This window comes from Rhodococcus sp. NPDC056960, assembly GCF_042674125.1.
Taxonomy (GTDB): domain Bacteria; phylum Actinomycetota; class Actinomycetes; order Mycobacteriales; family Mycobacteriaceae; genus Rhodococcus_F.
In genome coordinates this window covers 236,463-256,794 of the sequence record NZ_JBHURF010000009.1, presented here as the reverse complement: position 1 = coordinate 256,794, position 20,332 = coordinate 236,463, and the positions used below count along the sequence as shown (strand labels likewise).

Annotated in this window: 27 protein-coding genes; 14 read left to right on the top strand and 13 right to left on the bottom strand. The window is 67.2% G+C overall.

Features of this window, described 5'->3' with window-relative positions:
* On the bottom strand, positions 1-1,047 hold the full coding sequence (locus ACFTWF_RS16580) for an iron-containing redox enzyme family protein (protein WP_378462370.1): 1,047 nt from the start codon (positions 1,045-1,047) through the stop codon (positions 1-3).
* Positions 1,048-1,071: 24 nt separating this feature from the next.
* Between ACFTWF_RS16580 and ACFTWF_RS16575 the strand changes: the two genes are divergently transcribed.
* The 3 genes from ACFTWF_RS16575 to ACFTWF_RS16565 all read left to right on the top strand — a co-directional run bounded on the left by ACFTWF_RS16575 (position 1,072) and on the right by ACFTWF_RS16565 (position 3,565).
* Positions 1,072-1,290, top strand: a complete 219-nt coding sequence (locus tag ACFTWF_RS16575; RefSeq protein WP_378462286.1) for a CDGSH iron-sulfur domain-containing protein — start codon at positions 1,072-1,074, stop codon at positions 1,288-1,290.
* 380 nt (positions 1,291-1,670) lie between these two features.
* Positions 1,671-2,126, top strand: coding sequence for an STAS domain-containing protein (locus ACFTWF_RS16570; RefSeq protein WP_378462285.1), 456 nt, complete (start codon positions 1,671-1,673; stop codon positions 2,124-2,126).
* On the top strand, positions 2,123-3,565 hold the full coding sequence (locus ACFTWF_RS16565) for a trehalose-6-phosphate synthase (RefSeq protein ID WP_378462284.1): 1,443 nt from the start codon (positions 2,123-2,125) through the stop codon (positions 3,563-3,565). Before ACFTWF_RS16570 ends, ACFTWF_RS16565 begins: the two co-directional genes overlap by 4 nt.
* 24 nt (positions 3,566-3,589) lie before the next feature.
* Here ACFTWF_RS16565 and ACFTWF_RS16560 read toward each other — a convergent pair whose 3' ends face one another.
* From ACFTWF_RS16560 to ACFTWF_RS16540, 5 genes are all read right to left on the bottom strand, one after another.
* Positions 3,590-4,360, bottom strand: a complete 771-nt coding sequence (locus ACFTWF_RS16560; protein WP_378462283.1) for a GAF and ANTAR domain-containing protein — start codon at positions 4,358-4,360, stop codon at positions 3,590-3,592.
* A gap of 127 nt (positions 4,361-4,487) precedes the next feature.
* The gene (locus ACFTWF_RS16555) at positions 4,488-5,615 is read right to left on the bottom strand and encodes an aromatic acid exporter family protein (protein WP_378462282.1); all 1,128 of its coding nucleotides are present in this window, start codon (positions 5,613-5,615) and stop codon (positions 4,488-4,490) included.
* Between the two features lie 76 nt (positions 5,616-5,691).
* The gene (locus ACFTWF_RS16550) at positions 5,692-6,489 is read right to left on the bottom strand and encodes a SigB/SigF/SigG family RNA polymerase sigma factor (protein WP_378462281.1); all 798 of its coding nucleotides are present in this window, start codon (positions 6,487-6,489) and stop codon (positions 5,692-5,694) included.
* Entirely contained in the window at positions 6,489-6,923 is a 435-nt protein-coding gene (locus tag ACFTWF_RS16545; protein ID WP_378462280.1) for an ATP-binding protein, read from the bottom strand. Before ACFTWF_RS16545 ends, ACFTWF_RS16550 begins: the two co-directional genes overlap by 1 nt.
* 127 nt (positions 6,924-7,050) lie before the next feature.
* Positions 7,051-7,296 (bottom strand): cold-shock protein, encoded by a 246-nt coding sequence (locus ACFTWF_RS16540; RefSeq protein ID WP_378462279.1) that lies wholly within the window; start codon positions 7,294-7,296, stop codon positions 7,051-7,053.
* A gap of 455 nt (positions 7,297-7,751) precedes the next feature.
* Between ACFTWF_RS16540 and ACFTWF_RS16535 the strand changes: the two genes are divergently transcribed.
* From ACFTWF_RS16535 to ACFTWF_RS16510, 6 genes are all read left to right on the top strand, one after another.
* Positions 7,752-8,291 carry a Dps family protein gene (locus ACFTWF_RS16535; RefSeq protein WP_378462278.1) on the top strand — a complete coding sequence of 180 codons (540 nt, stop codon included), beginning with the start codon at positions 7,752-7,754 and terminating at the stop codon, positions 8,289-8,291.
* Between the two features lie 39 nt (positions 8,292-8,330).
* Positions 8,331-8,567 carry a CsbD family protein gene (locus ACFTWF_RS16530; protein ID WP_378462277.1) on the top strand — a complete coding sequence of 79 codons (237 nt, stop codon included), beginning with the start codon at positions 8,331-8,333 and terminating at the stop codon, positions 8,565-8,567.
* Positions 8,568-8,644: 77 nt separating this feature from the next.
* Entirely contained in the window at positions 8,645-8,908 is a 264-nt protein-coding gene (locus tag ACFTWF_RS16525; RefSeq protein WP_378462276.1) for a GlsB/YeaQ/YmgE family stress response membrane protein, read from the top strand.
* Positions 8,909-8,995: 87 nt separating this feature from the next.
* Entirely contained in the window at positions 8,996-9,529 is a 534-nt protein-coding gene (locus tag ACFTWF_RS16520) for a DUF6328 family protein (RefSeq protein WP_378462369.1), read from the top strand.
* A gap of 75 nt (positions 9,530-9,604) precedes the next feature.
* Positions 9,605-9,748 (top strand): hypothetical protein, encoded by a 144-nt coding sequence (locus ACFTWF_RS16515; protein ID WP_378462275.1) that lies wholly within the window; start codon positions 9,605-9,607, stop codon positions 9,746-9,748.
* Positions 9,749-9,779: 31 nt separating this feature from the next.
* Positions 9,780-10,103: a hypothetical protein gene (locus tag ACFTWF_RS16510; protein ID WP_378462274.1), complete on the top strand. Its 324-nt coding sequence runs from the start codon at positions 9,780-9,782 to the stop codon at positions 10,101-10,103.
* 19 nt (positions 10,104-10,122) lie between these two features.
* Here ACFTWF_RS16510 and ACFTWF_RS16505 read toward each other — a convergent pair whose 3' ends face one another.
* Positions 10,123-11,880: a cutinase family protein gene (locus tag ACFTWF_RS16505; protein ID WP_378462273.1), complete on the bottom strand. Its 1,758-nt coding sequence runs from the start codon at positions 11,878-11,880 to the stop codon at positions 10,123-10,125.
* Between the two features lie 261 nt (positions 11,881-12,141).
* On the opposite strand from ACFTWF_RS16505, the gene ACFTWF_RS16500 reads away from it, so the two are divergent.
* Positions 12,142-12,837, top strand: a complete 696-nt coding sequence (locus tag ACFTWF_RS16500; protein WP_378462272.1) for a GAF and ANTAR domain-containing protein — start codon at positions 12,142-12,144, stop codon at positions 12,835-12,837.
* 343 nt (positions 12,838-13,180) lie between these two features.
* Positions 13,181-13,531: an STAS domain-containing protein gene (locus ACFTWF_RS16495; protein ID WP_378462271.1), complete on the top strand. Its 351-nt coding sequence runs from the start codon at positions 13,181-13,183 to the stop codon at positions 13,529-13,531.
* 114 nt (positions 13,532-13,645) lie between these two features.
* Here ACFTWF_RS16495 and ACFTWF_RS16490 read toward each other — a convergent pair whose 3' ends face one another.
* From ACFTWF_RS16490 to ACFTWF_RS16480, 3 genes are all read right to left on the bottom strand, one after another.
* Positions 13,646-13,798 carry a hypothetical protein gene (locus tag ACFTWF_RS16490; RefSeq protein ID WP_378462270.1) on the bottom strand — a complete coding sequence of 51 codons (153 nt, stop codon included), beginning with the start codon at positions 13,796-13,798 and terminating at the stop codon, positions 13,646-13,648.
* A 72-nt stretch (positions 13,799-13,870) separates the two neighbouring features.
* On the bottom strand, positions 13,871-14,092 hold the full coding sequence (locus tag ACFTWF_RS16485) for a hypothetical protein (protein WP_378462269.1): 222 nt from the start codon (positions 14,090-14,092) through the stop codon (positions 13,871-13,873).
* A gap of 183 nt (positions 14,093-14,275) precedes the next feature.
* The gene (locus ACFTWF_RS16480; RefSeq protein ID WP_378462268.1) at positions 14,276-15,259 is read right to left on the bottom strand and encodes a magnesium transporter CorA family protein; all 984 of its coding nucleotides are present in this window, start codon (positions 15,257-15,259) and stop codon (positions 14,276-14,278) included.
* A 98-nt stretch (positions 15,260-15,357) separates the two neighbouring features.
* Between ACFTWF_RS16480 and ACFTWF_RS16475 the strand changes: the two genes are divergently transcribed.
* A complete protein-coding gene (locus ACFTWF_RS16475; RefSeq protein ID WP_378462267.1) occupies positions 15,358-15,768 on the top strand; it encodes an NYN domain-containing protein in 411 nt (136 codons plus the stop codon).
* Here the strand turns inward: ACFTWF_RS16475 and ACFTWF_RS16470 are convergent.
* The 3 genes from ACFTWF_RS16470 to ACFTWF_RS16460 all read right to left on the bottom strand — a co-directional run bounded on the left by ACFTWF_RS16470 (position 15,765) and on the right by ACFTWF_RS16460 (position 19,246).
* Positions 15,765-17,378 carry a phytoene desaturase family protein gene (locus tag ACFTWF_RS16470; RefSeq protein ID WP_378462266.1) on the bottom strand — a complete coding sequence of 538 codons (1,614 nt, stop codon included), beginning with the start codon at positions 17,376-17,378 and terminating at the stop codon, positions 15,765-15,767. The two genes, ACFTWF_RS16475 and ACFTWF_RS16470, sit on opposite strands and share 4 nt — an antisense overlap.
* A gap of 4 nt (positions 17,379-17,382) precedes the next feature.
* On the bottom strand, positions 17,383-17,778 hold the full coding sequence (locus ACFTWF_RS16465) for an SRPBCC family protein (protein WP_378462265.1): 396 nt from the start codon (positions 17,776-17,778) through the stop codon (positions 17,383-17,385).
* Between the two features lie 145 nt (positions 17,779-17,923).
* Positions 17,924-19,246, bottom strand: a complete 1,323-nt coding sequence (locus ACFTWF_RS16460; RefSeq protein ID WP_378462264.1) for an NAD(P)/FAD-dependent oxidoreductase — start codon at positions 19,244-19,246, stop codon at positions 17,924-17,926.
* A 110-nt stretch (positions 19,247-19,356) separates the two neighbouring features.
* On the opposite strand from ACFTWF_RS16460, the gene ACFTWF_RS16455 reads away from it, so the two are divergent.
* The gene (locus ACFTWF_RS16455; RefSeq protein WP_378462263.1) at positions 19,357-19,629 is read left to right on the top strand and encodes a DUF4235 domain-containing protein; all 273 of its coding nucleotides are present in this window, start codon (positions 19,357-19,359) and stop codon (positions 19,627-19,629) included.
* A 54-nt stretch (positions 19,630-19,683) separates the two neighbouring features.
* Positions 19,684-20,331 (top strand): phosphate signaling complex protein PhoU, encoded by a 648-nt coding sequence (gene phoU / locus ACFTWF_RS16450; protein ID WP_378462262.1) that lies wholly within the window; start codon positions 19,684-19,686, stop codon positions 20,329-20,331.
* The last annotated feature ends 1 nt before the right edge of the window (position 20,332 follow it).

Here is a 20,332-nt window from a genome sequence, read left to right as displayed (position 1 = left end):
CTACCCCACGGGATGCCGCAGCGAACTGCGCTGCTCCTCCCAGCACCGGGCGACGTGGTCGCCGACGAGGTCGTCGAAGGCCAGGCAGGCGGCGGCCCCCAGCAAGATGTCGTCACCCACCTCCGGGCGCGCGGCCACCAGACCGCCGGCGAGGTCCCGGCAGACGATCTGTTCGTGCACGGAATCGGCCTCCACGTGCTCGTCGAAGAACAGCGTGGCCGCCGACCCGAACCCGAGGCGACGCAACCCCGCGCTGTACTTCTTGCTCGGTAGCGCCGACGTGGTCTCCACGGCGCAGAGATGCCCGACCAGGGCGCCGAGCCGGCTGCGGTGCAGGCCGAACAGGGACAACGCGTTCAACGATGCCAGTGTCACGGCGGGCACCGCGTCGATGTAGTGCGCGTAGTTGTCCGAGAGGCCGAGTTCGCGCATCGTCGTCGCGAAGAGCGCCGAGTGCATGCGCTCGGCCCGACCGCCGCCGTACTCGTCGGACTGCACCTCCACCAGCGCGGCTTTCGGTGCACCCGCGAGCCGCGGGATGCCGAGAGTGTGCACGTCGGCCTCGCGCAGCTGGTTGAGGGACCGGTGAACCAACAGTTCGCGGAATTGCGTGAGATCCGCGTCGTGGGCCATGTACCCCGACAGCCCCGGGGCCGTGCTGGGCGCCGTCATGTCCCACAATGCCGCCACCACGTCGCCGGCATCGGTCGGTGCGTCGGCGAGGTCGCGGATGGCGGCGTCGAACGGAGCTTCGAGCGCCGCCCGGGCGGCGATCAGATCACCGTTCCACTCCCAGTCGTCGCCGACACCGGTGATTCCCTGCAGGTGCAACTCGTACAGCGCGGTGAGACAGATCTGCGCATCGTCGTCGAGCAGGATCGCCCGCGGATCCTCGCCCAGCGCGGACGCCAGCGACCGCGCCGCCGGCACGAACGGTGTGGCGTCGGCGCGATCTCCGCGCAGAATGGTGAACAGTAGATCGCTCACGGGACCGCGCGGCGCCGGAAGGGGCATCGACGTTCCCCGTCGCGTCACCGCGTCCGACATCGACCGAGAGTGCAAGGTAGTCACATGAACTCCATTCCCACCGCCGGGACCGACGACTCCGACGTGACGATCACAGTCTGCCCCGACGGCCCACTCCTGGTGCGTGGCGCCGCGCGGATCCTGGACCCCGACGGTAACCCGATCGGCCACGACCGGGCCACCGTGGCACTGTGCCGCTGTGGGCGGACGAGCATCGCCCCGTTCTGCGACAGTTCGCACAAGAGGAAGCGGCGCCGTCCGTAGTGACCGCCGTCGGCGCGGGAGCCGGTCACAGGCGGTCCCGATTCCGTGCCCGCCGGCGTACGACGACGAACGCCACCACGGCGACGAGTATGACGATGGCAATGATTTCCATGCGAGCCGATTACCCATCCCGCCGCGATAGCTACCAGGCCCCGATTCCCGCTCGATCGAGCGCGCGAAACACGCTGGCGAGCAGCGCAATCCGCCGCGACTGGTGGACCGGACCCGTTTGCTCGGGCGAAGGTTCTCCGCCACCGTCGATTTTGTGGGGTAACGTCGGAGTCCTGCACGGTTGAGCCCCCAGCCGCAACGGACGGGCACGGTCGCCGCGCCTTCTCTCGTGCCCGTCTCCTTCGTCGCTCTACCGTGAGGAGTCCGTGATGAGATCTGTTCTGAATGCGCCGCCACGACCACACGATCGTGCCGGGAATTCGACGCTGTTCAGCTGGGCGGTCGGACCCGACCACGGGCGGCTCGTCGTTGCCTGCGCGCCGGGCCCGGACGGGGTACTCGTCGTCCGGATCTCCGGCGACATCGACGTCACCACGCTCGCGTCGTTCGGCAGCCACCTCGACGAGGCGATCGACGAGCGGTTGCCGTTCGTGCTCGACCTCACGGACGTGCAGTTCTGCTGTGCGTCGGCATTGTCGATCCTCGGCGTCATGGCCGCCCGCGCCCGCAGACTTGCGCTGCCGTGGGCGGTGACCGGAAACAATTCCGTCCGCAGACCATTGACGGCGATGGGCATGGCGGACAGGATCCCCTTCTGCTCCGATCTCGACGACGCGTTCGGGCTGGTCACCACGGAATTTCGGCTGGGTGGGCGCTCGGCGTGAACGAGACCGCTCCGCACGGCACCTCCGACTTCGTGGTGGTGGCCAACCGCCTCCCGGTGGACATGGAAACTCTCGACGACGGCTCGACTCGGTGGAAACGCAGCCCGGGAGGGTTGGTCACCGCCCTCGAGCCCATCCTCCTCGGCCGGGAGCGCGGCTCCTGGGTGGGCTGGCCGGGGGTTCCCGACACCAAGGTCGAACCCATTTCGTCCGGTGGACTCGACCTGTTTCCGGTGGAACTGAGCTCGGACGAGGTCGAGCGGTACTACGAGGGTTTCTCCAACGCGACGCTGTGGCCGCTGTATCACGACGTGCTCGTGGCACCGGTCTTCGACCGGGCCTGGTGGCACACCTACCTGGACGTGAACCGTCACTTCGCCGAGGAAACCGCACGTACCGCCGCCGAGGGCGCCACGGTGTGGGTGCAGGACTACCAGCTCCAGTTGGTGCCCCGCCTGCTCCGTGAACTGCGTCCCGACCTCACGATCGGGTTCTTCCTGCACATCCCGTTCCCGCCGGTGGAACTGTTCATGCAGTTGCCGTGGCGCAAGGAGCTCGTGGAGGGTCTGCTCGGCGCCGACCTCATCGGCTTCCACCTGCCCGGTGGGGCGAACAATTTCCTGTTCCTGGCGCGCAGACTGCTGGGGCTCGACACCACGACGGCAGGCGTCGGCGTGCGCGGTGCACTCGGCCGTGTCCAGCTCGACGATCGCGTCGTGCAGGTCGGCGCGTTCCCCATTTCCGTCGACTCCCGGCAATTGGTCGAGCAGGCCACCGACCCGGGCATCGTCGAGCGGGCCGCGGAGATCCGCCGCGAACTCGGTGACCCGCGGAAGATCCTCCTCGGAGTCGACCGGCTCGACTACACCAAGGGCATCGACCTCCGGCTCGAGGCGATCGGTGAACTACTCGACGAAGGTCGTCTCGACCCGTCGGACACGGTGATGGTGCAGCTCGCCACGCCGAGTCGTGAACGCGTCGAGCACTACGTGAAGATGCGCAGTTCCATCGAGGAGCAGGTCAGCCACATCAACGGTGATCACGGCCAGATCGGGCGACCGGTGGTGCACTACCTGTATCAGCCGGTCGATCGGAGCGAGTTGATCGCACTGTTTCTGGCCGCGGACGTCATGCTCGTCACCCCCATGCGTGACGGAATGAATCTCGTGGCGAAGGAATACGTCGCGTGCCGCGCCGACCTCGGTGGCGCACTCGTGCTCAGCGAGTTCGCCGGGGCGGCCGCCGAACTCCGGGGTGCCTACCTCGTGAACCCGCACGACCTCGACGGGGTGAAGAACACGATCGTGGCGGCGCTCGACCAAGAGCGGGAGCAGGGCCGCCGCCGCATGTCGAGGCTGCACCGCCAGGTCCTCGACCACGACGTGCACCGGTGGGCGCAGTCCTTCCTCGGTGCGCTCACCCCGGTTGCCGCCGACTGACCGGAGGCGTCACCGGACCGCGTGTCAGTCCAGATTCTTGGTGACCGAGTCCACGATCCGCCGGGCCACCTCCGCCAGTTTGACGTGCTCCTGCTGAGACTGGGCGACGAGGATCTCGAACGCCTGCTCGGCGGACACGCCCTGGAGCGCCATCACGATTCCCTTGGCCTGTTCGATGACCGCACGGGTCTTCATCGCCCGCGTGAGGCCGGTGACCTCGTTTCTCGCCAACTCGACGCTGCGGGCGCTCCGCAGCAGACCTTCGATCGCCGTGGTGTAGACGAGCAGTACCACAGCGTCGAGTTCGCTGAAGCCGTGATCGCCCGCGCCGTAGATGTTCAGCGTGCCGGCGAGGGCCTCGTCGACGGCGAGCGGTGCGGACAGGAAACTGCGCATGCCGGCCTGGCCGAGATTGTCGGCGACCGCCGGCCAGCGGCGCGCGGCCTCGTCCACCCGCGCCTTGACCACCTTCCGCGCTCCCGCGGGTCCGAAGTAGTCACCGTCGATCGTCTGAACGGTGTCGATGTCGATCGCGCGGACCGCGTCGTCGGTGCCCGCCACCGTCACCACGCGCCCGTCACGCAACAACGAGATCCCGGCCATGTCGGCGCCGGCGATCGTGTCCACCACCTGCTCGCACACCCGCTGGAGCAGCAGGCTCATCTCCATCTGCGAACCGGAGTTCCGATTGAACTCGTCGAGTGCGGTTGCCAGGGAACCCAACTGGGCGGCGATCGTCGCACCGTCCACGTCAGGGGACAGCGATCCCGGGTGCTCACCTGCAGTCTCGGTCATTCTCGGGTACACCTCAAAATTCCGGGTGTAACCGACAGGACACCCACTGAACGAACGCAGCAGTTGTCTCTACCGTCGAGAAGACTTTACTCGACCCGGCGGCCTCCGCCGTCCACCGATCCCCGTCCTAACGCCGTCGCCGCCCGTGATCGGCGGCGGATTCCCCGGTGAGCAGGCTCAGCGCCGCCGAACACGGCCGCAGGAGGCTGCCGGCGCTCAACCACGAACCCCGGGTCGGATTCTCGGAATGGGCGACGGCGTCCTCGAAGCCGTGGAGCTGCGCCTGCGCGGTCCGGGCTGCGGTGCGCCATCCCTCGCGGTCGTCGTGGAAGGCGAACTCGGCTTCGACCAGGTCGGCGAGCGCCTCGACGAACGCGGCGGCACCGTCCCGGATCGCGGGTGGGAGCGGATCGAACGGGGGGTGCGACGTCACCGCGAGCCGAGCGGCGCGCACGAGCTCCGTGCAGAGGGGCCAACTCTCCGAGAGAGTCACGACCGCTCGTCGCCACCGCGTTCCTGTCGCGGCGGGCGTGGCCGACCGCCGAAAGTTGCCCCGTGCGCTCTCCTCCGTCCACGCCACCGCGTCGAGTGCATCGTCCAGCTGCCACCGGACCCGCGCCGACCACTCGCTCCACCGACCGGGTTCGGCGGTGCCCGGTTCGCTCAGTTCCCGGGCGACGTCGCGCAGCAGCGCAGTGGCCGTCGAACCGAGCCCGGTCAGCGCACGCTCCGACCGCGTCAGATACAGCGGGGGCAGAAGGAGCGCGTTCACGGCGACGCCGGTGACCGCGCCCAACGCGATTTCCAGGATCCGTTCGCCGAGCATCCCCGGCTGGTCGGAATCGCCGTACGTCACCATCAGCAGCGCGGTGACCGCTACCCACACACCGCTCGCACCGAATCTGTGCCAGCGGCCGAGCAGCAGGCCCACCAGTACCGTCGCACCCACCCCGACGGTGACCGAGTCCACGAGGGCGCCGACCACCGCGGCCAGCACCACGCCGAGTGACACCGCCGCAAGTTGTTCACCGGCCACCCGCAGCGATCGCGACACGGTGACCTCGATCATGAACACCGCCGCGTAGGGTGCGAGGAACGGCTGCGGCAACCCGAGAATGCGGTCGGCCAGGATCCACGCGAGCACGGCGGCCACAGCCGCCTTCACCGACTGCACCACCGCGGTGTGCCCACCCTGCAGCGACCAGGCGCGCAGACGCCCCGGACTCCGTCCTGGGTACAACAGCCTCTTGTCCATCCATCGAATCATCACCGGTCGTGTGCCCAACGCGGGGAACGCGGAAACCCGCAGATTCGACCGACGCCGTCCCCGGTCAGCCGCCGCCGAGTTGCTCCCGCAGCCCCGACAGGGTCCGCGACAGGATTCTCGATACCTGCATTTGCGAGACGCCCACGCGCTGGGCGATTTCCGTCTGTGTCATCGATCCGAAGAACCGCAACATCAGAACGCGTCGTTCGAGGGGCGGGAGTTTCTCCAGCGCGGGCCGCACCGAGGCGTGGCTCTCGACGTTCGCGAGCTCGGGATCCTCCTCGCCGAGCGTCTCGGCGAGGGGAAGGTCGTCGGGATCATCACCCATGGCGGCATCCATCGACAAGGTTTGGTAGGCGTTCTTCGCGAGCAGGCCCTCGGATACTTCCCGGACGTCGAGTTCGAGTGCGGCCGCGATCTCGCTGGCCGACGGGGACCGCCCCAGCTCCTGCGACAGCTCGTCGACGGCCTTGGTGATCAACGCGTGGAGTTCCTGCATGCGCCGGGGAACCCGCATCGACCAGCCCGTGTCGCGGAAGTACCGGCGCACCTCCCCCATGATCGTCGGCACCGCATATGACACGAAGTCGAAACCGCGGTCCGGGTCGAAACGGTCGACCGCCTTGACCAGGCCGAGCCGGGCCACCTGCAGCAGATCCTCGTGGGCCTCCCCGCGGCCGCCGAAGCGGCGCGCGATGTGGTCGGCCAGCGGGAGACATCGGGTGATGATGTCGTCGCGCAGCGCGGACGCCTCGCCGGCGGACTCGTCGGACGCTCGGAGGCGCGCAATCGCGGGCGCCACGTCCTTGTAGTCGTCTCTGCCGGGGTGGTGCCGTTCGCCGCGCTCCGAAACGGGCGTCACTAGATGGTGCCCCGGTATTTGACCAGTTCGACCGTCACGGCCCGTCCGGCGGATCCGTCGGTGGCCGCGGATGCTTCCGACACCGTGACAGCGTTCATCAGTGTTTCGAGCACGTGCCACCCGAAACTCTCCCGGTTGGGCACCCCGCCCCGGGTCAGGGGTGCACTGATCGTCACGTGCAACCCCGTCTCCGTGACGGCGAACGAGCACGTCAGTTCGGCACTTCCAGGGGCCGCCGCGATCAGTTCCGAACACACCTCGTCCACGGCGAGTTTGATGTCGGCCACGTCGTCGAGCGTGAAATCTCCCAGGACGGCGAGAGTTTCCGCGACGGCGCGCACGACGGGCAGTTGTTCGAACTCCGCTGCCACACGAAGTTCCACGGGCACACCGGATCTCGTTTTCATACGCCTTACCTCGCCGACCTCGGCCATCTGCACTCCACGTCTGTGTCGTCGGTTTCTGCGACTCCCGGCAGCGTACCCAGCTGCCGGGAGCCTCAACCCGCCGGCGAAACAAAGTGTGAACGTCCGACGCGATCGGCCCTCCCCGGCCGCGGCGTCAGGCGATCCGCACGTCCCGTGCCTGATCGCCCGTATCGGTTCGGCAGACGGCGAAACGCACGTGCTGACCCTCGAGCAGGATGCGGTGGCCGTCGCCGGCGATCTCGGAGACGTGCACGAAGATGTCGTCGGATCCGTCGGCCGGCGCGAGGAATCCGAACCCGTGTTCGGCGTTGAACCACCGCACCGTGCCCGTGCGTAGCGGCGTCGAGTGCCGGGCGCGCAGCGTGTCCCCCGCGCTCACCGCGCTGCCCTCCGATCGGCCAGGCCGCGGAGCGCGGCTCCGCTGCCCAGGCTCGCGACGAGTAGAACCACCAGCAGAACCACGTTGATCATCGCTTCTCCTCGGTGTAAACGGTCGACACCCGGTCGAATTGGACCGAACGTAGTGCCTCCCCCGGGGGTGTGCGGCCGTTCGCGCTGAGCGTTTGCCGAATCGAGATGTATTGCCTCCGTTGCATCCGACATCCGAACCATAGAAGATCTGTTTTGTTAGGCATAGATTTTGTAGTACGGTCATGTTGTCGGAACTTCTGCGGACGAGGAAGGAACTGTGCATCACCGAACGCGGCCCCATGATTCGAAAATCCCGACCGGGGGTACGCAGAGTGTTGATCCGCCGCCTCACGGCGTGCGGTACCGAACTTTTCGGAGACGCCGAAGTCCGACGGCAGGTAGCAGCGAAAGAGAGGACCGAGAATGTCGAAGTTCACCGTGCCAGGCCTTTCCGACGAGCAGGGAGCGCGAGTTGCCGACATACTTCAGAAGCGGCTCAGCGCCTACAATGACCTGCACCTGACGCTCAAGCACATTCACTGGAATGTCGTGGGTCCGAATTTCATCGGCGTACACGAGATGATCGACCCGCAGGTCGAGTTGGTGCGGGGGTACGCGGACGCGGTCGCCGAACGGATCGCCGCCCTCGGCCAATCGCCGGACGGCACCCCGGCCGCGATCGCCCGCGACCGCACCTGGGACGACTACTCGGTGAAGCGCGACACGGCGCAGGCACATCTGGGCGCACTCGATCTCGTCTACAGCGGCGTCGTCGAGGACAACCGCAAGGCGATCTCCGAGACCGGCGAGCTCGACCCGATTACGGAAGACCTGCTCATCGGGCAGACCGGTGAACTCGAGAAGTTTCAGTGGTTCGTGCGCGCCCACCTCGAGAACTCCGGCGGCAACCTGTCCACCAACGGCGCCCACACCGAGAAGCAGGCCGCCACGCAGGCGCGCTGAGAACCGTAGTTCCCCAATCCACAACGAAAGGTCACGAACATGGCTGAGAACACGGGCGGACCGTCAGAGGCCGTCAAGGGCGTCGTCGAAGACGTCAAGGGAAAAGCGAAGGAAGCCGCGGGTGCGGTGACCGGCCAGGACGACCTCACCCGCGAGGGTAAGGCGCAGCAGGACAAGGCCGCCGCCCAGCGCGAGGTGGCCGAGAAGGAGGCCGAAGCGGAAAAGGCCCGCGGCAAGGCCGAGGCTCAGGAAGCACGGCAACGCGCCGAACAGTGAGACGCGTGCGGGCCGGGCGGGATCCGGTCCGCATCGGCCACTCCAGGCCACTCGCCACCTCTCGAAAGGACTGATACGTGTTAGGACTGGGAATTCTGGGCTGGATCATCATCGGCGGTCTCGCCGGGTGGATCGGCAGCAAGATCATGAAGACCGATGCCCAGATGGGGATCATCCTCAACATCGTCGTCGGCGTCGTCGGCGGACTGCTCGGCGGCTTCATCCTCAAACTCTTCGGTACCGACGTCGAAGGCGGCGGTCTCTGGTTCAGTTTCTTCACGTGCCTCCTCGGCGCCGTCATACTTCTGTTCCTGGTCAAACTCGTCACCGGCAGACGGTAGTTCTCGGTTTCCCGGTCCGGGGCCCGTCCATCTCACCGATGGGCGGGCCCCGGTGCATTCCCGTCCGATAATGGGTACCCGATGCCGATGGACAGCCGAGGACTCGATCGGGACGATGCGAACTGGAATTTCCGTGCCCGCCACGAGACCGACACCCAGAGGCTCGACCGGAACTGGAACGGTCTCCTTCAGGAACTGCGCGTCGTGCAGACCGGAGTGCAACTTCTCACCGGCTTCCTGTTGACGCTGCCGTTCCAGCAGCGTTTCGAGGACCTCACCGACGGCGAGGTGGCCATCTATCTCGCGACCGTCGCACTGTCGGTGACGTCCACCATGTTGTTGGTGGCACCGGCCGGCTTGCATCGCATGCTCTTTCGCCGCCACGCGCTCCGGGAACTCGTCGCCGCGTCGCACCGCCTCGCGATGTGCGGCATCGCCACCCTCGGGTTGGCACTGATCGGCGTGGTGACCCTGATCTTCAGCTTCGTGCTGTCACCCGCCGCCGGGGCCGTCGCCGCCGCGGTCGCCCTCGGCATGTTCATCGCACTCGGAATCTTCGCCGCGATCCTGAAATCACGGCACCGTTCGCGCGAAGACGAATCGGAATCCCCCGAACGGTGAAGTGCGCGGGAACGCATCGTGTTTCGCCCGGGAGGCTCCCGGGTAGGCGGCACGGGAGACGAGGAGAGGGCACACATGGCCGAGGACAAGAAACGGGAGAAGGACGAACCGAAGGGCGGCCGACCGGGTCCCGTGGACCACGGCAGGGACGGCGGCATGGCCACCCGGGAGCACGCACCCGAGCTGGCGGAGGAATCCGACACCGTCGACACCGACTGACGACACACCGGTCGAGCCCAGGAGGACTGTAGTGACCTATCAGCCGGACAACGGACCGAGCCGAAGACTCCCGCCCGAACACGGACCGCAGGACGCCGCACACACGATGCGCAATCACGCCGGTGAAGCGATCACCGACGGCCGCAACTGGCCGGGATACATCCTGATCGCCGCCGGCATCGCCGTGCTCGGGTTGACGCTCGTCGCAGCAGGCTACGGCTTCGAAGGATGGGCCCTCGTCGGCGGTATCGGGTGCGTGCTGTGCCTCGTGCTCGGCACGACGCTGGTACTTCTCGAGCGACGTCGGATCAAGGCACTCGACGGCGAGTCACTGACCGACCCGGCCGGTCACTGACAGCCGCGGTGAGCCTGGTTCATCCGGCCGCCGGCTGAGGAGTCGTGGTCACGGCCGGGGTGGTGGTTGCCGCCCGCGACACCACGGTCTGCGTGGGCTCCACCGCCGTCGTGACCGTCGTCGTCGGTTCGGGTGCATACTCCACCGCCGTCGGCGGCTCCGCCGTCGGCGGCGTCGTCTCCGCCACCACCTCGGCGGCAGCCGAGGACGCGGGCGGAGATGCCGGCGAACTGGTCGTCGCAACCTTCGACGGGGCTGTCGTCGGGGTCGTCGTGGAGGTCGCGACACTGCTGGTCGTCTGCGTCGTTGTGCCTGCGCTGCTCGCCAACCGAGGTTTCGTCGCGATGTCGGCGGTGGGAGCCACCGACGTCCCCTCCGCCGACTTCGTGGATGCCGCAGCAAGCTTCGCCGTCGACGGCTCCGCAGCGGCGGCACTCTGCCTCCCCTTCTCCGCCTCCTGCGCGAGGTGGGTCAGCCAGGCCGCGGAATACTGGGCAGACGTCAGAGGTTTCCCGTCGCCTGCGTCCGCATCACGCCAGTAGTCGAAGTGGTGGCCGGTGCCCTCGCCCAGCGTCTGCTGGTACGGATCGCTCATCGCCACCTGGATGGTGTTCTCGTTGTCCTCGATGAATCCGATGATCTCGTTCCGCACCTTCGTCGGCAGGTACACGAGGTCGACCGCCTTGTTCGACGAGATCGGGCCGGTCTGTGCACTCGCCGCCGTTGTCGCGGTACCCGGCTTGTAGGCCGGATCGGACACCTTGACCAGGACGTCGAGGAACGTCTCGTCGGACTGCATCCAGTCACCTTGCGCCTGGATGTCCGCGAAGGCGGCGAGCGCGACCTGCCCGAGCACCACGGCGAGGTCCTGGCCCGTCGCCGGAGTCAGTCCGTCCTTCTGCAGGGAGTCGACGTTCAGTTGCCGTCCCACGTTGATTGCCAGTTGCAGCAGGGCGATGTTCTCGGGCGCGGAGCACGTGAGGTCGCCCTCCGAGCAGAAGGACGCCACCTTGCCGTCCAGCGCGCCGAAGCTGCCGGAGGTGCCGGGGAGCGCACCCCGTCCGGGGGTGCCCGACTGCCCCGACTGGTAGGCGAGATCGAAACCGTCAGGATTGCGGAATTCGTTCTCAGCACCCGGGAACGGCCCACTGGCCAGGTCTCTGCCCGCGTCCGCGAGGATGACGACACCGACCACTGATGCGGGGTCGAGGATCTCGTACGAGCCGTCTGCGCTCTCCTGATTGCCGACCTCCATCGCGACGCGCCGTGCGACATCGGCGCCCTCGCTGTAGCCGACGATCGAAAACTTCGTATCCGGGCACGACGCATGGATCGAGCGCATGACGGCTTCGGTGTTGTCGACGCCGGCGTTCACGGCGTCCTCGTAGGAGTTCATGTTCGCCGGATACTCGACGTACACGGCGGCATACGACCCTCCCCCGACCGCTTGCTGGGGAGCGTTCACCACCTCGTCGATCCACGGACTGGTGTAGTTGCTGGAGTACGACGCGGGAAGCGGAGTGCCGTCGGGCGCCACGAGCATCTGATGCGTTCCCGGCCGCGGGGTGTCCCCGCGGCCGGCGACGGCGATGCTGACCATGTCGTAGCACGCGTTCGACGCCGCAGCTGTCAGGGCCGTCGCCGTCGTGGTCGGGGAACCGGGGTTCGACCACGGCGTCGCGAGCAGCGCTGCCAGTCCCAGAGCGCCGGGCGCCACCAGAGAACCTGCGATCCTTCGTCGATGCGCGACCTTGCGTGCTGAAACGCGACGTTCCATGGTCCACCCCATCCGTTCGTGGCGCGTGTGGAGCACCCGAATAGGTGTCAACGCGTTAACAGACAAGTCGCGCGCTGCCGCAGTGGCGTTACAGCCCTACCCTTTCCGCCTCCCCTCACGACGCGCGAAGGCAGCAAGAATCGCCCCGACCGTGGGGAACGAGCAGTATCCGGGCTCCGCTGTTCTGGCAGACTGGATCGGACGTCGCGAGAAAGGCGACGCCCGGCACACGCCGTGTTGTCGCACCTCAGGAGGCGAGTCATGCCCAGCGATTCTCCCAGCGCAGTCTTCGCGAAGCTGGCCGAGATGGTCTACAGCGGCGACGACTTCGCGCAGGTGTATCAGGCGATCTGTGACGCCGCGGCGGTCCTCGTTCCCGGGTGCACGCACGCCAGCATCATGCTGAAGCAGAATGACCAGCACCTCACGGTAGGGGCGAGCGACAGCGTCGCCGCCCACGTGGACGCGCTCGAGCGGGCCGAGCAGGAAGGGCCGTGCCTCGATGCGATCGAGAAGGAAGCACCGCAGGTCGAAGCAGACCTCGCCCGGTCGGCGCAGTGGCCGCGCCTCGCGCAGCGGGCGATCGCCGAGACCCCCGTCCGTGGCGCCGCAGGCTTCCGGCTCCTGATCAAGGGCCGCAAGGTGGGCGCTCTCAATCTGTTCTCGGACACTCCGGGGACATTCACCGACGAATCCATCGATCAGGCGATTCTGATCACGGCATTCGCCGCGGTCACGCTGACCGCACTCCATGAACATCAGGAAGCCCAGACCCTGCGCGCAGGGCTGGCCAGCAACCGTGAGATCGGAAAAGCGATCGGACTGCTGATGGCCTTTCACGACATCTCCGAGGACCGCGCCTTCGACCTGCTGCGCAAGACATCGCAGGACATGAACATCAAGCTCACCGGCGTCGCCCGCGAGATCATCGCGCACCACAATTCGAAGTTCGACTGAAGAACCACTCGTGCGCCGGCGTCCGCCGTCGCGAGTCCGGTGAAGTTGGCAATCGGTTGATGCCCACCTGACGGAGAAGTAGTGTTGAGCCAGCGTGGTTGAGAACACAGCCGCAGGTTGTCCGGGCCGCAGCGGAGCGCGGTGGACCAATATGCGCGCACTCCCACCGTGGCGTTCGCGCTGAGACTCCACTACTTCACTCCTCCGGCGCGCGGGCACCCACAGAGTGCACCCCGATCGGAGGGTCATGAAACCAACCCGCACGCCACCCTGTGTCAGCCCCCAGGCGGAACCGCGACTGTACGCCACCCGCGACATCCCCTCCCCCGAGAGAGGTCTCCGAATGGTGGTCGAAGTCGCGCAGGCCGTCGACGCCACAGTGGGGCGTATCACCGGAGACATCGACGTGCTGGCGGCCCCGTCCTTCGCACTCGCCCTCGCGCAACTCACGGACGGCGGCTCGTCCTCACGCATCGTCGTGGACATGACCACTGTCGACTTCGTCGGAACGTCAGGATTGTCGGTACTGTCCGAGTTTGCGGAAACTGCTCGGCAACAACATATTACGTGGGTGCTCGCAGGTGGCCGAGCGGTACTCCGGCCACTCGAAGCAACCGGGCTCGCCGCGATGATCTCTACCTGCAGCACCGTGAGCGCCGCGCTCGACAAGGTGGACAGGATCGCGCACACCTGACGGGCTGTGCAACTGGCAGCGCCGAACCACGGCCACGTGCCCGTCCGGTAGCGGACGGCCGGCATCAATCCGGTCGGCCCGGCATCACGACGGGCGTCTTGGACGAGCGCCGGGCTACTCGGCTCCGGCGGTGGTCGCGCGGTCTGCTTCGTCGCCCTCGCGGAACATCGCTTCGATACGGTTCTTGATGTCGATCGTGCTCATCGAGCCGCGAGCAGTGGCGAAGCTGCGGCGGCGTGCGGACGTCGGCGTGGAGAGAGTGTCCATGCACGTGCCTTCTGTCTTCTGCGTCGGCAAGAGCCGGTAGCGGTCGAACGGTGTATCCGCGAGGCGGACACGTCAGATGAGGACGCCGGCGAGCACCACGGCAGCGAGCACTGACACCGACGTCGCAATCGCGACGAGGATGGATCCCGTCACGACGACTGCGGGCGCGGTGGCAGTTGCTGCCGAGACAGAAGCGATGTACACAGTCGGACGCAGAGTGTGGCGCGGCTGCTCGTCGGACGTGAGCGGCGACGCGATGTGCTGATCGTCCTGGTGCACGGTCGTGCGGGTCATGTGCTGGCGTTCCCCAAGTAGCGGTCAAGTGACCTGAATCACAAAATTATGAGTATGTTGTACAGCACCGCAGGCCCTCGCGCCAGTCGGCGCGATTCACATCCGGGCGACAGCCACTCCCCCCGCCGGCGAATCCCGCTCGCACTCACCACCGCCCCGTGCGCGTTCGACCCGTCGCGCGAATCAGAACCAGCCTTTGCGCTTGGCCCAGACGAGAAGCGCACCGGACATCGCGAGCATCACGAGGATGATCAGGGCCACCCAGGACCACAATGTCCGGTCGTTGACGATGACGTTCATGCCGAGGATCGACGACAGGGCCGTGATCGGCAGAGTCACGGCCGCGATGACGGCGAGCCGTTCGGCGGCGATCGTCATCTTGGTGTTCGTGCGTGCCTGGTAGAACTCGATCGTGCCCTGGAGGTAGTCCTTTTGACCGGTGGCCATCACGGTCAGATGCTGGAACTGATCGACTGCGTCGAGGAGGAGGTCCTGCCCCTTCCCTGCGCCGAACGCCTCGATGGTCACCATCCGGCCGTACACCTCGCGGCTCAATGCGGCCATCGTGCCGACCGTGAGCAGACCGTGTCGGACTCGGAACATCTCGTCGAGAAAAGTTTCCGGGTTGCCGAGGTGCCCGCCGGTGACCTGCTGCTCGAGCTTCCAGACGTCCTTCGTCAGGTCCGCCGTGTAGGCGCGCATCCGCGCCGTCAACGCGGCGAGCACCGCGAACGACAATTCGAATCCGGTGCCCGGTCGTAACTTGCCCGATTCCAGCCGGCCCAGCACCACATTCACCTCGACCATCGCCGTGGACGGGTCGACCGCCGGATTCACCGGACCGTGCACCGTCACCAGATATCTGCTTCCGATGAACTGGTCCAGCTCGACGTAATGCACGTGCCCGTGCGCCCCCGACTGCGGTGCGTGCAGAACCACGAAGAAGTGGTCCTCGTACCGGTGCACCTTGGGTACCTGATTGCGGTCCCTCGAATCCCGCACGGCGAGTGGATGACACCCGAATACGGTGGTCATCGCATCTTCGGCCTGGTCGTCCCAGGTGGGGATATCCACCCAGACCACTCCGTCGGGTCGATCGAGGAGCATCCGCAGATCCGACGCCGCATACGAACGCACACCCTCGTCGGAGATGAACCGGACGTCCATATCGGCCTCCTCGCACGACGCGCCTCACCTCCGTCTTAGCACCCACGCCCGTGCAGGTGGGGGCCACTGGCCGAATCCGAACGGGGCACACTCAGGGAGTGACGGATGACAGGGCAGCGCTGATCGTGGTGGATGCGGCGAATGTGGTCGGCTCGCGGCCGAACGGGTGGTGGCGTGATCGTGCCGGCGCGGCCCGACGGCTGCTCGCTCAGCTGAGCACGTGGGAACACGGTTCGGACGGGCAGACGGACGTGGTGGTGGTGCTCGAGGGCGCAGCGAAAGCCGCGGTCGGTGAGCGGGCGGAGCCGAGCTTCGAAGACGTGCGAGTGGTGCGCGCGGAAGGCTCGGGTGACGACGCGATCGTCGAAGTCGTCGCGAAAGCCGCCGACGAGGACGGCGATCGGCCGATCACCGTCGTCACGGCAGATCGTGGACTTCGTGACCGGGTCGCGGCGCTCGGGGCACATACCGTCGGCCCGCGCTGGCTCCTCGATCGCATCGAGCACTAGGGGCCGTGCGACTTTCGGGGCGTGACGACGAGGTCGAGGATGCGGCCGCGAACTTTCCGGCGCGCCCACCCCCACCGTCCGTGATCGGCAAGCGCGGCGTGGGCCGCGTTGTAGCCACACATACCGTGGACCCCGCCGCCCGGGTGAGTCGCCGAACTGGCCAGGTACAGCCGGTCGATCGACGTGTCCGGCCCCGACGAACCCGGAGTCGGGCGGAACACGAGCTGCTGGTAGAGCTGGGCGGTGCCACCGTTGACTGCACCGCCGTGCAGGTTCGCGTTGCTCGCCTCGAGGTCGCCCGGTCGCTGGACGTTACGCCCGACCACCCCGTCTGCGAATCCCGGCGCGTGCGATTCGAGCATCGCGTCGACGCGGTGCGCCAGCAGTTCCGCCGACTCGTTGTCGATGATTCCTCGCGGGAGATGCGTATAGGCCCAGGCGCTTTCGGTTCCCTCCGGCGAGCGGCTGGGGTCCGACGTCGTCATCTGGCCGAACAGCAGAAAGGGATGGGTGGGGACGACACCCGTGGTGAGGTCGGCCATCCACCGGACCAGCCCGTTGTCGTCGGCACCCAGATGCACGGTCCCGGCCGATTCGAGACTGCGCGACCGCCACGGAATCTTGCGGTCGAGCGCGTAGTTCACCTTCACGACCGGGGTATCCCATTCGAATTTTTCGAGGTCGGCTCGGACACCCGCCGGGACCACGGAGGAGTCCAGCAACCGCCCGTACAACGCGGGCGCCGCGACGTCCGCGAGTACGGCGCGCCTGACCACATATCGGTCGCCACCCGCGGTCCGCACCTCGCGGGCCACTCCCCCGGTCACATGTATCGACGTCACTTCCTGACCGCAGCGAATCCCGGCGCCGTTCCGTCGCGCCCGTTCCGCCATTGCCGCCGAAAGGGCGCCCGCCCCGCCGACCGGCACCACGTAGCCATCGTCCTGCGCGAGCATGGTCAGCAGATACCCCATCACCCCGCTGCCCGGCGAATCGACGGGAGTGTCGGCATGCATTGCATTGCCCAGCAACAGGACTCGTGCCGCCTCTCCGTCGAACAACTCGTGGGTCATCCGACGTGCCGGCAGCATCAGGAAACGCACGAGCCGGAGGGCGTCCGCGGTCCCGAGTTGAGACAGCAGCCGTCGAGGACCGCGGACAGGGGGAAACGGGCTGAAGAGGGCACCGAGGAACGGTTCCTTGATGTCCTTCCACTGCTCGAAGAGCCGGAGCCACGCCTGTCCGTCACCCGGTTGCCTCCGTTCGAGGTCGGCCGCCGTGTCGGCCGGATCCTCGCGGATCAGCGGGGCGTCCTCGTCGTCCGGGCTCCTGGGATGCCCAACCGCTGCCGGCGCCTTACTCCATCGCAGGCCCACACCCTCGAGTTCGAGATGGCGGATCGCCGGAGACACCGCAGCCAGCGGGTAGAACGCGCTGAACAGGTCGGTGCGAAAACCCGGGAACAGTTCGGCGGAGCGAACCGCGCCACCGGGTTCCGGTTGTTGCTCGAGGAGTACCACATCCCAGCCGGCCTCCGCCAGAGTGGCCGTGGCGGCCAGACCGTTGGGTCCGGACCCGATGACGACGGCGTCCACCGTGTGCACTGTCACCGCGTCAGGGTTTCGTCTTGTGCTCGGCGAGAAAAGACAGCCTGCGTAGGCATTCCAGATTTCGTGGGAGTACGGCCAGGTCCTGTGCGGTCTGCGGAACCCATTTCAGCGGAGCGGAGGCAGCACCCTCGGACATCGCGAGGTGACACCCGGTGTCGTGGGGCTCCAGTCGCAGGCGCACCACCGCCTTCGCCGGGAACACCTGCGCGAGCAGCCGTAACTCACGATTCTCCTCGGCGAAGAGGACCTCGGTGGAGTCGTCGATCAGCGCGGGCCAGGCACCGACCGAATGATGCAGGTGACTTCCGACCGCGGGCCAGTCGGCGGAGACGGCACGCATGCGCGACGCCCCGACCACCCAGGACGGGTACAGCCACCCGTTGGCCAGTACGGACCACACGTCCGAAGCCGAAGCCGACGTGTCTCGATGTGCCTCGATGACGATCTCTCCCTCCAACCTGAACGTGACGGAACTGTGGCCGCTTACCCCGCTTTCCCGGATCGAAAACCCGCGCCGCGAGACGTCGAGCGAGTGGCTGGGCGTGTCAGGTCTGCGCCCGAACTCCTTCACTCGCCGCGAACCGCGATTCCTCGTCGGTGACGAGCCCGATCGACACGAGTGGGCGGGGGAACAGCAGATCCGTGAGGTAGGCGAGCGCTACCGCCCACCGATTGGCGGCATTCGGCATGGCGTAGAGGTGGTACGCCCGGGTGACCACTTTCGCGAGAAGCCCGGACAGCGCGATGTTCAGGGGGTTCGCGACCGCGAACCCGGGGCCCAGGTCCACGACGAGACCCATGTCGCGATGGGTGTAGGGCTTCGCGTCACCGATTCCCACACTCGCGGCGACGTTGCGGGCCAGGGCACGGCCCTGTCGGACCGCGTGCTGCGCGGTCGGCGGGGTGATCGAACCGCTGTTCTTCAGATCGGGGACGGCCGCGGCGTCGCCGCCCGCGAAGACGTCGGGGTGTCCCGACACCGAGAGGTCGGGGAGCACCGTGAGCCTGCCCTTCTCGGTGGGCAACCCGAGGGTGTCGACGAGCGGAGCTGCGGTCACTCCCGTCACCCAGGCGACCGTGCGGGTGGGCACGACGGTGCCGTCGTCGAGCGTGACGTGTTCGGGGCCGAGTTCGGTCAGGGTGGTTTCCAACCGCACGTCGACGCCGCGGGAACGCAGCACCTCCAGCACCTTGCCGCCCAGCTTCTCCCCCACCTCGGGCATGACCCGGTCGGCCGCATCGAGCAGCAGGAAGCGGACCTCGGAGGGGTCCAGGCCGCGCCGCGAGGCGGCCTCGTCGGCGAGGGCACGCAGTTGCGCCGTGAGTTCCGTCCCGGCGTAGGACGCGCCCACCACGACGACCGTCCGGCGCGCCCGGGCGACCTGGGGGTCGGTGTCCCGCTCGGCCAGCTCGAGCTGGGTGAGGAGCTGATCACGGAAGAACAGTGCCTCGGCCGGCGTCTTCAGGCCCCGCGCGTGTTCCGCGAGTCCGGGGATGTCGAACAGGCGCGTCACCGAACCCGGGGTGAGCACCACCCTGTCCCAGGGCACGTTCTCGACTCCTTGTTCGCAGTCGGTCACGTGCACGGACCGGGAGCCGAAATCGACGGAATCGACACGGCCCTTGACCAGTTCGACGTTCGGCAGCGCCTCGGTCAGGGGCACGGTGACGAAGCGTGCGTCCAGGATTCCGCCCGCCACTTCGGGCAGCAGCGGTGTGTACAGCATGTAGTCGTGCGGGGAGATCATGGTGATGTGGGCGCCGGTCCCCCGCAGGCGCCGACTCAGACTGCGGGCACACTCGAATCCGGCGAAGCCACTTCCCACCACGACGATGCGAGTCGACTTTCCAGCTGCTTCGTTGGTCATGTAGGAGACGTTCCCCAACTTCGCCTCGAACGAAACACGTGTGAGGACGTGACAATGCGGGTACTCCGTGCACGAGGACGATCGACGGGTCGAATACGAAGGGCACGAACATGACTGCCGTGTCGAAGGCCATGTACACACCGTTGGCGCTCGCTGCCGGTGTCGGCGGCGGGATCGTGGCGAGTGAGGTGTTCGGCCAACTGTGGAAGCGCATCGCGGGCGAATCGGAGGCCCCCGACCCGAAGGACCTCTCCCGTAGTACGCGCGAGGTGTTGGTCGCGGCCGCAGTACAGGGCATCGTCTTCGGACTGGTCAGGGCAGCGATCGACCGGGCCGGGGCACGGGGGTACCGCACACTGGCCCATTCCGACCCCCCGCGCTGAACCGAGTCAGTGGTCACCGAAGCAGTTGTCCCCGAGCACCCCTAGGCTGAGCCGATGCGTACTCATTTCGCGGAAAACCTCGACAGCCTCTCCGGTGATCTCGCCGGCATGTGCAGGTTGGCCGTCACCGCGATGTCGGAGGCGAGCGACGCACTGCTCCAGGCAGACCTCGGCCTCGCCGAACACGTGATCGACGTGAGCGGCGAACTCGACGATGCCGCCGCAGACTGGGAGAAGCGCGCATTCGCCCTGCTGGCGCTGCAGGCCCCGGTGGCGCACGATCTGCGATTCATGGTCGGTGGACTGCACATTTCCGCAGACCTTCACCGGATGGGCGGTCTCGCCGTCCATATCGCGAAGATCGCCCGCCGACGACACCCCGAACACGTGGTGCCCGACGAGGTTCTCGACGTGTTCACCCAGATGGGAGCCGTCGCCGTCGCGCAAGCACAGGAAACCGAGCAGGTGCTGCGGCACCGCGATCCCGAACGGGCACGTGCCCTGCTGACCGCGGACGAGGCGATGGACGAACTCCATCGCAGCCTGTTCACGATCACCCAGGGAGGCGACTGGCCGCACGGCGTCCAGTCGGCGGTCGACATCACGTTGCTCGGCCGCTTCTACGAGCGGTTCTGCGACCACACCGTGGAGATCGGCAGGCGCGTGATCTTCCTCGAGACGGGCAGCCTGCCCGAGCAGTGAG

Excerpts from the sequence above, each read along its gene's own strand:
- ACFTWF_RS16495 (WP_378462271.1), top strand. The coding sequence starts at position 13,181 with ATGGTGGTCGAAGTCGCGCAGGCCGTCGACGCCACAGTGGGGCGTATC.
- ACFTWF_RS16455 (WP_378462263.1), top strand. The coding sequence starts at position 19,357 with ATGACTGCCGTGTCGAAGGCCATGTACACACCGTTGGCGCTCGCTGCC.
- ACFTWF_RS16580 (WP_378462370.1), bottom strand. The coding sequence starts at position 1,047 with ATGTCGGACGCGGTGACGCGACGGGGAACGTCGATGCCCCTTCCGGCG.
- ACFTWF_RS16500 (WP_378462272.1), top strand. The coding sequence starts at position 12,142 with ATGCCCAGCGATTCTCCCAGCGCAGTCTTCGCGAAGCTGGCCGAGATG.
- ACFTWF_RS16560 (WP_378462283.1), bottom strand. The coding sequence starts at position 4,360 with ATGACCGAGACTGCAGGTGAGCACCCGGGATCGCTGTCCCCTGACGTG.
- ACFTWF_RS16535 (WP_378462278.1), top strand. The coding sequence starts at position 7,752 with ATGTCGAAGTTCACCGTGCCAGGCCTTTCCGACGAGCAGGGAGCGCGA.
- ACFTWF_RS16480 (WP_378462268.1), bottom strand. The coding sequence starts at position 15,259 with ATGGACGTCCGGTTCATCTCCGACGAGGGTGTGCGTTCGTATGCGGCG.
- ACFTWF_RS16485 (WP_378462269.1), bottom strand. The coding sequence starts at position 14,092 with ATGACCCGCACGACCGTGCACCAGGACGATCAGCACATCGCGTCGCCG.
- phoU (WP_378462262.1), top strand. The coding sequence starts at position 19,684 with ATGCGTACTCATTTCGCGGAAAACCTCGACAGCCTCTCCGGTGATCTC.
- ACFTWF_RS16575 (WP_378462286.1), top strand. The coding sequence starts at position 1,072 with ATGAACTCCATTCCCACCGCCGGGACCGACGACTCCGACGTGACGATC.
- ACFTWF_RS16460 (WP_378462264.1), bottom strand. The coding sequence starts at position 19,246 with ATGACCAACGAAGCAGCTGGAAAGTCGACTCGCATCGTCGTGGTGGGA.
- ACFTWF_RS16520 (WP_378462369.1), top strand. The coding sequence starts at position 8,996 with ATGGACAGCCGAGGACTCGATCGGGACGATGCGAACTGGAATTTCCGT.
- ACFTWF_RS16555 (WP_378462282.1), bottom strand. The coding sequence starts at position 5,615 with ATGGACAAGAGGCTGTTGTACCCAGGACGGAGTCCGGGGCGTCTGCGC.
- ACFTWF_RS16515 (WP_378462275.1), top strand. The coding sequence starts at position 9,605 with ATGGCCGAGGACAAGAAACGGGAGAAGGACGAACCGAAGGGCGGCCGA.
- ACFTWF_RS16545 (WP_378462280.1), bottom strand. The coding sequence starts at position 6,923 with ATGGCCGAGGTCGGCGAGGTAAGGCGTATGAAAACGAGATCCGGTGTG.
- ACFTWF_RS16505 (WP_378462273.1), bottom strand. The coding sequence starts at position 11,880 with ATGGAACGTCGCGTTTCAGCACGCAAGGTCGCGCATCGACGAAGGATC.
- ACFTWF_RS16490 (WP_378462270.1), bottom strand. The coding sequence starts at position 13,798 with ATGGACACTCTCTCCACGCCGACGTCCGCACGCCGCCGCAGCTTCGCC.
- ACFTWF_RS16570 (WP_378462285.1), top strand. The coding sequence starts at position 1,671 with ATGAGATCTGTTCTGAATGCGCCGCCACGACCACACGATCGTGCCGGG.
- ACFTWF_RS16530 (WP_378462277.1), top strand. The coding sequence starts at position 8,331 with ATGGCTGAGAACACGGGCGGACCGTCAGAGGCCGTCAAGGGCGTCGTC.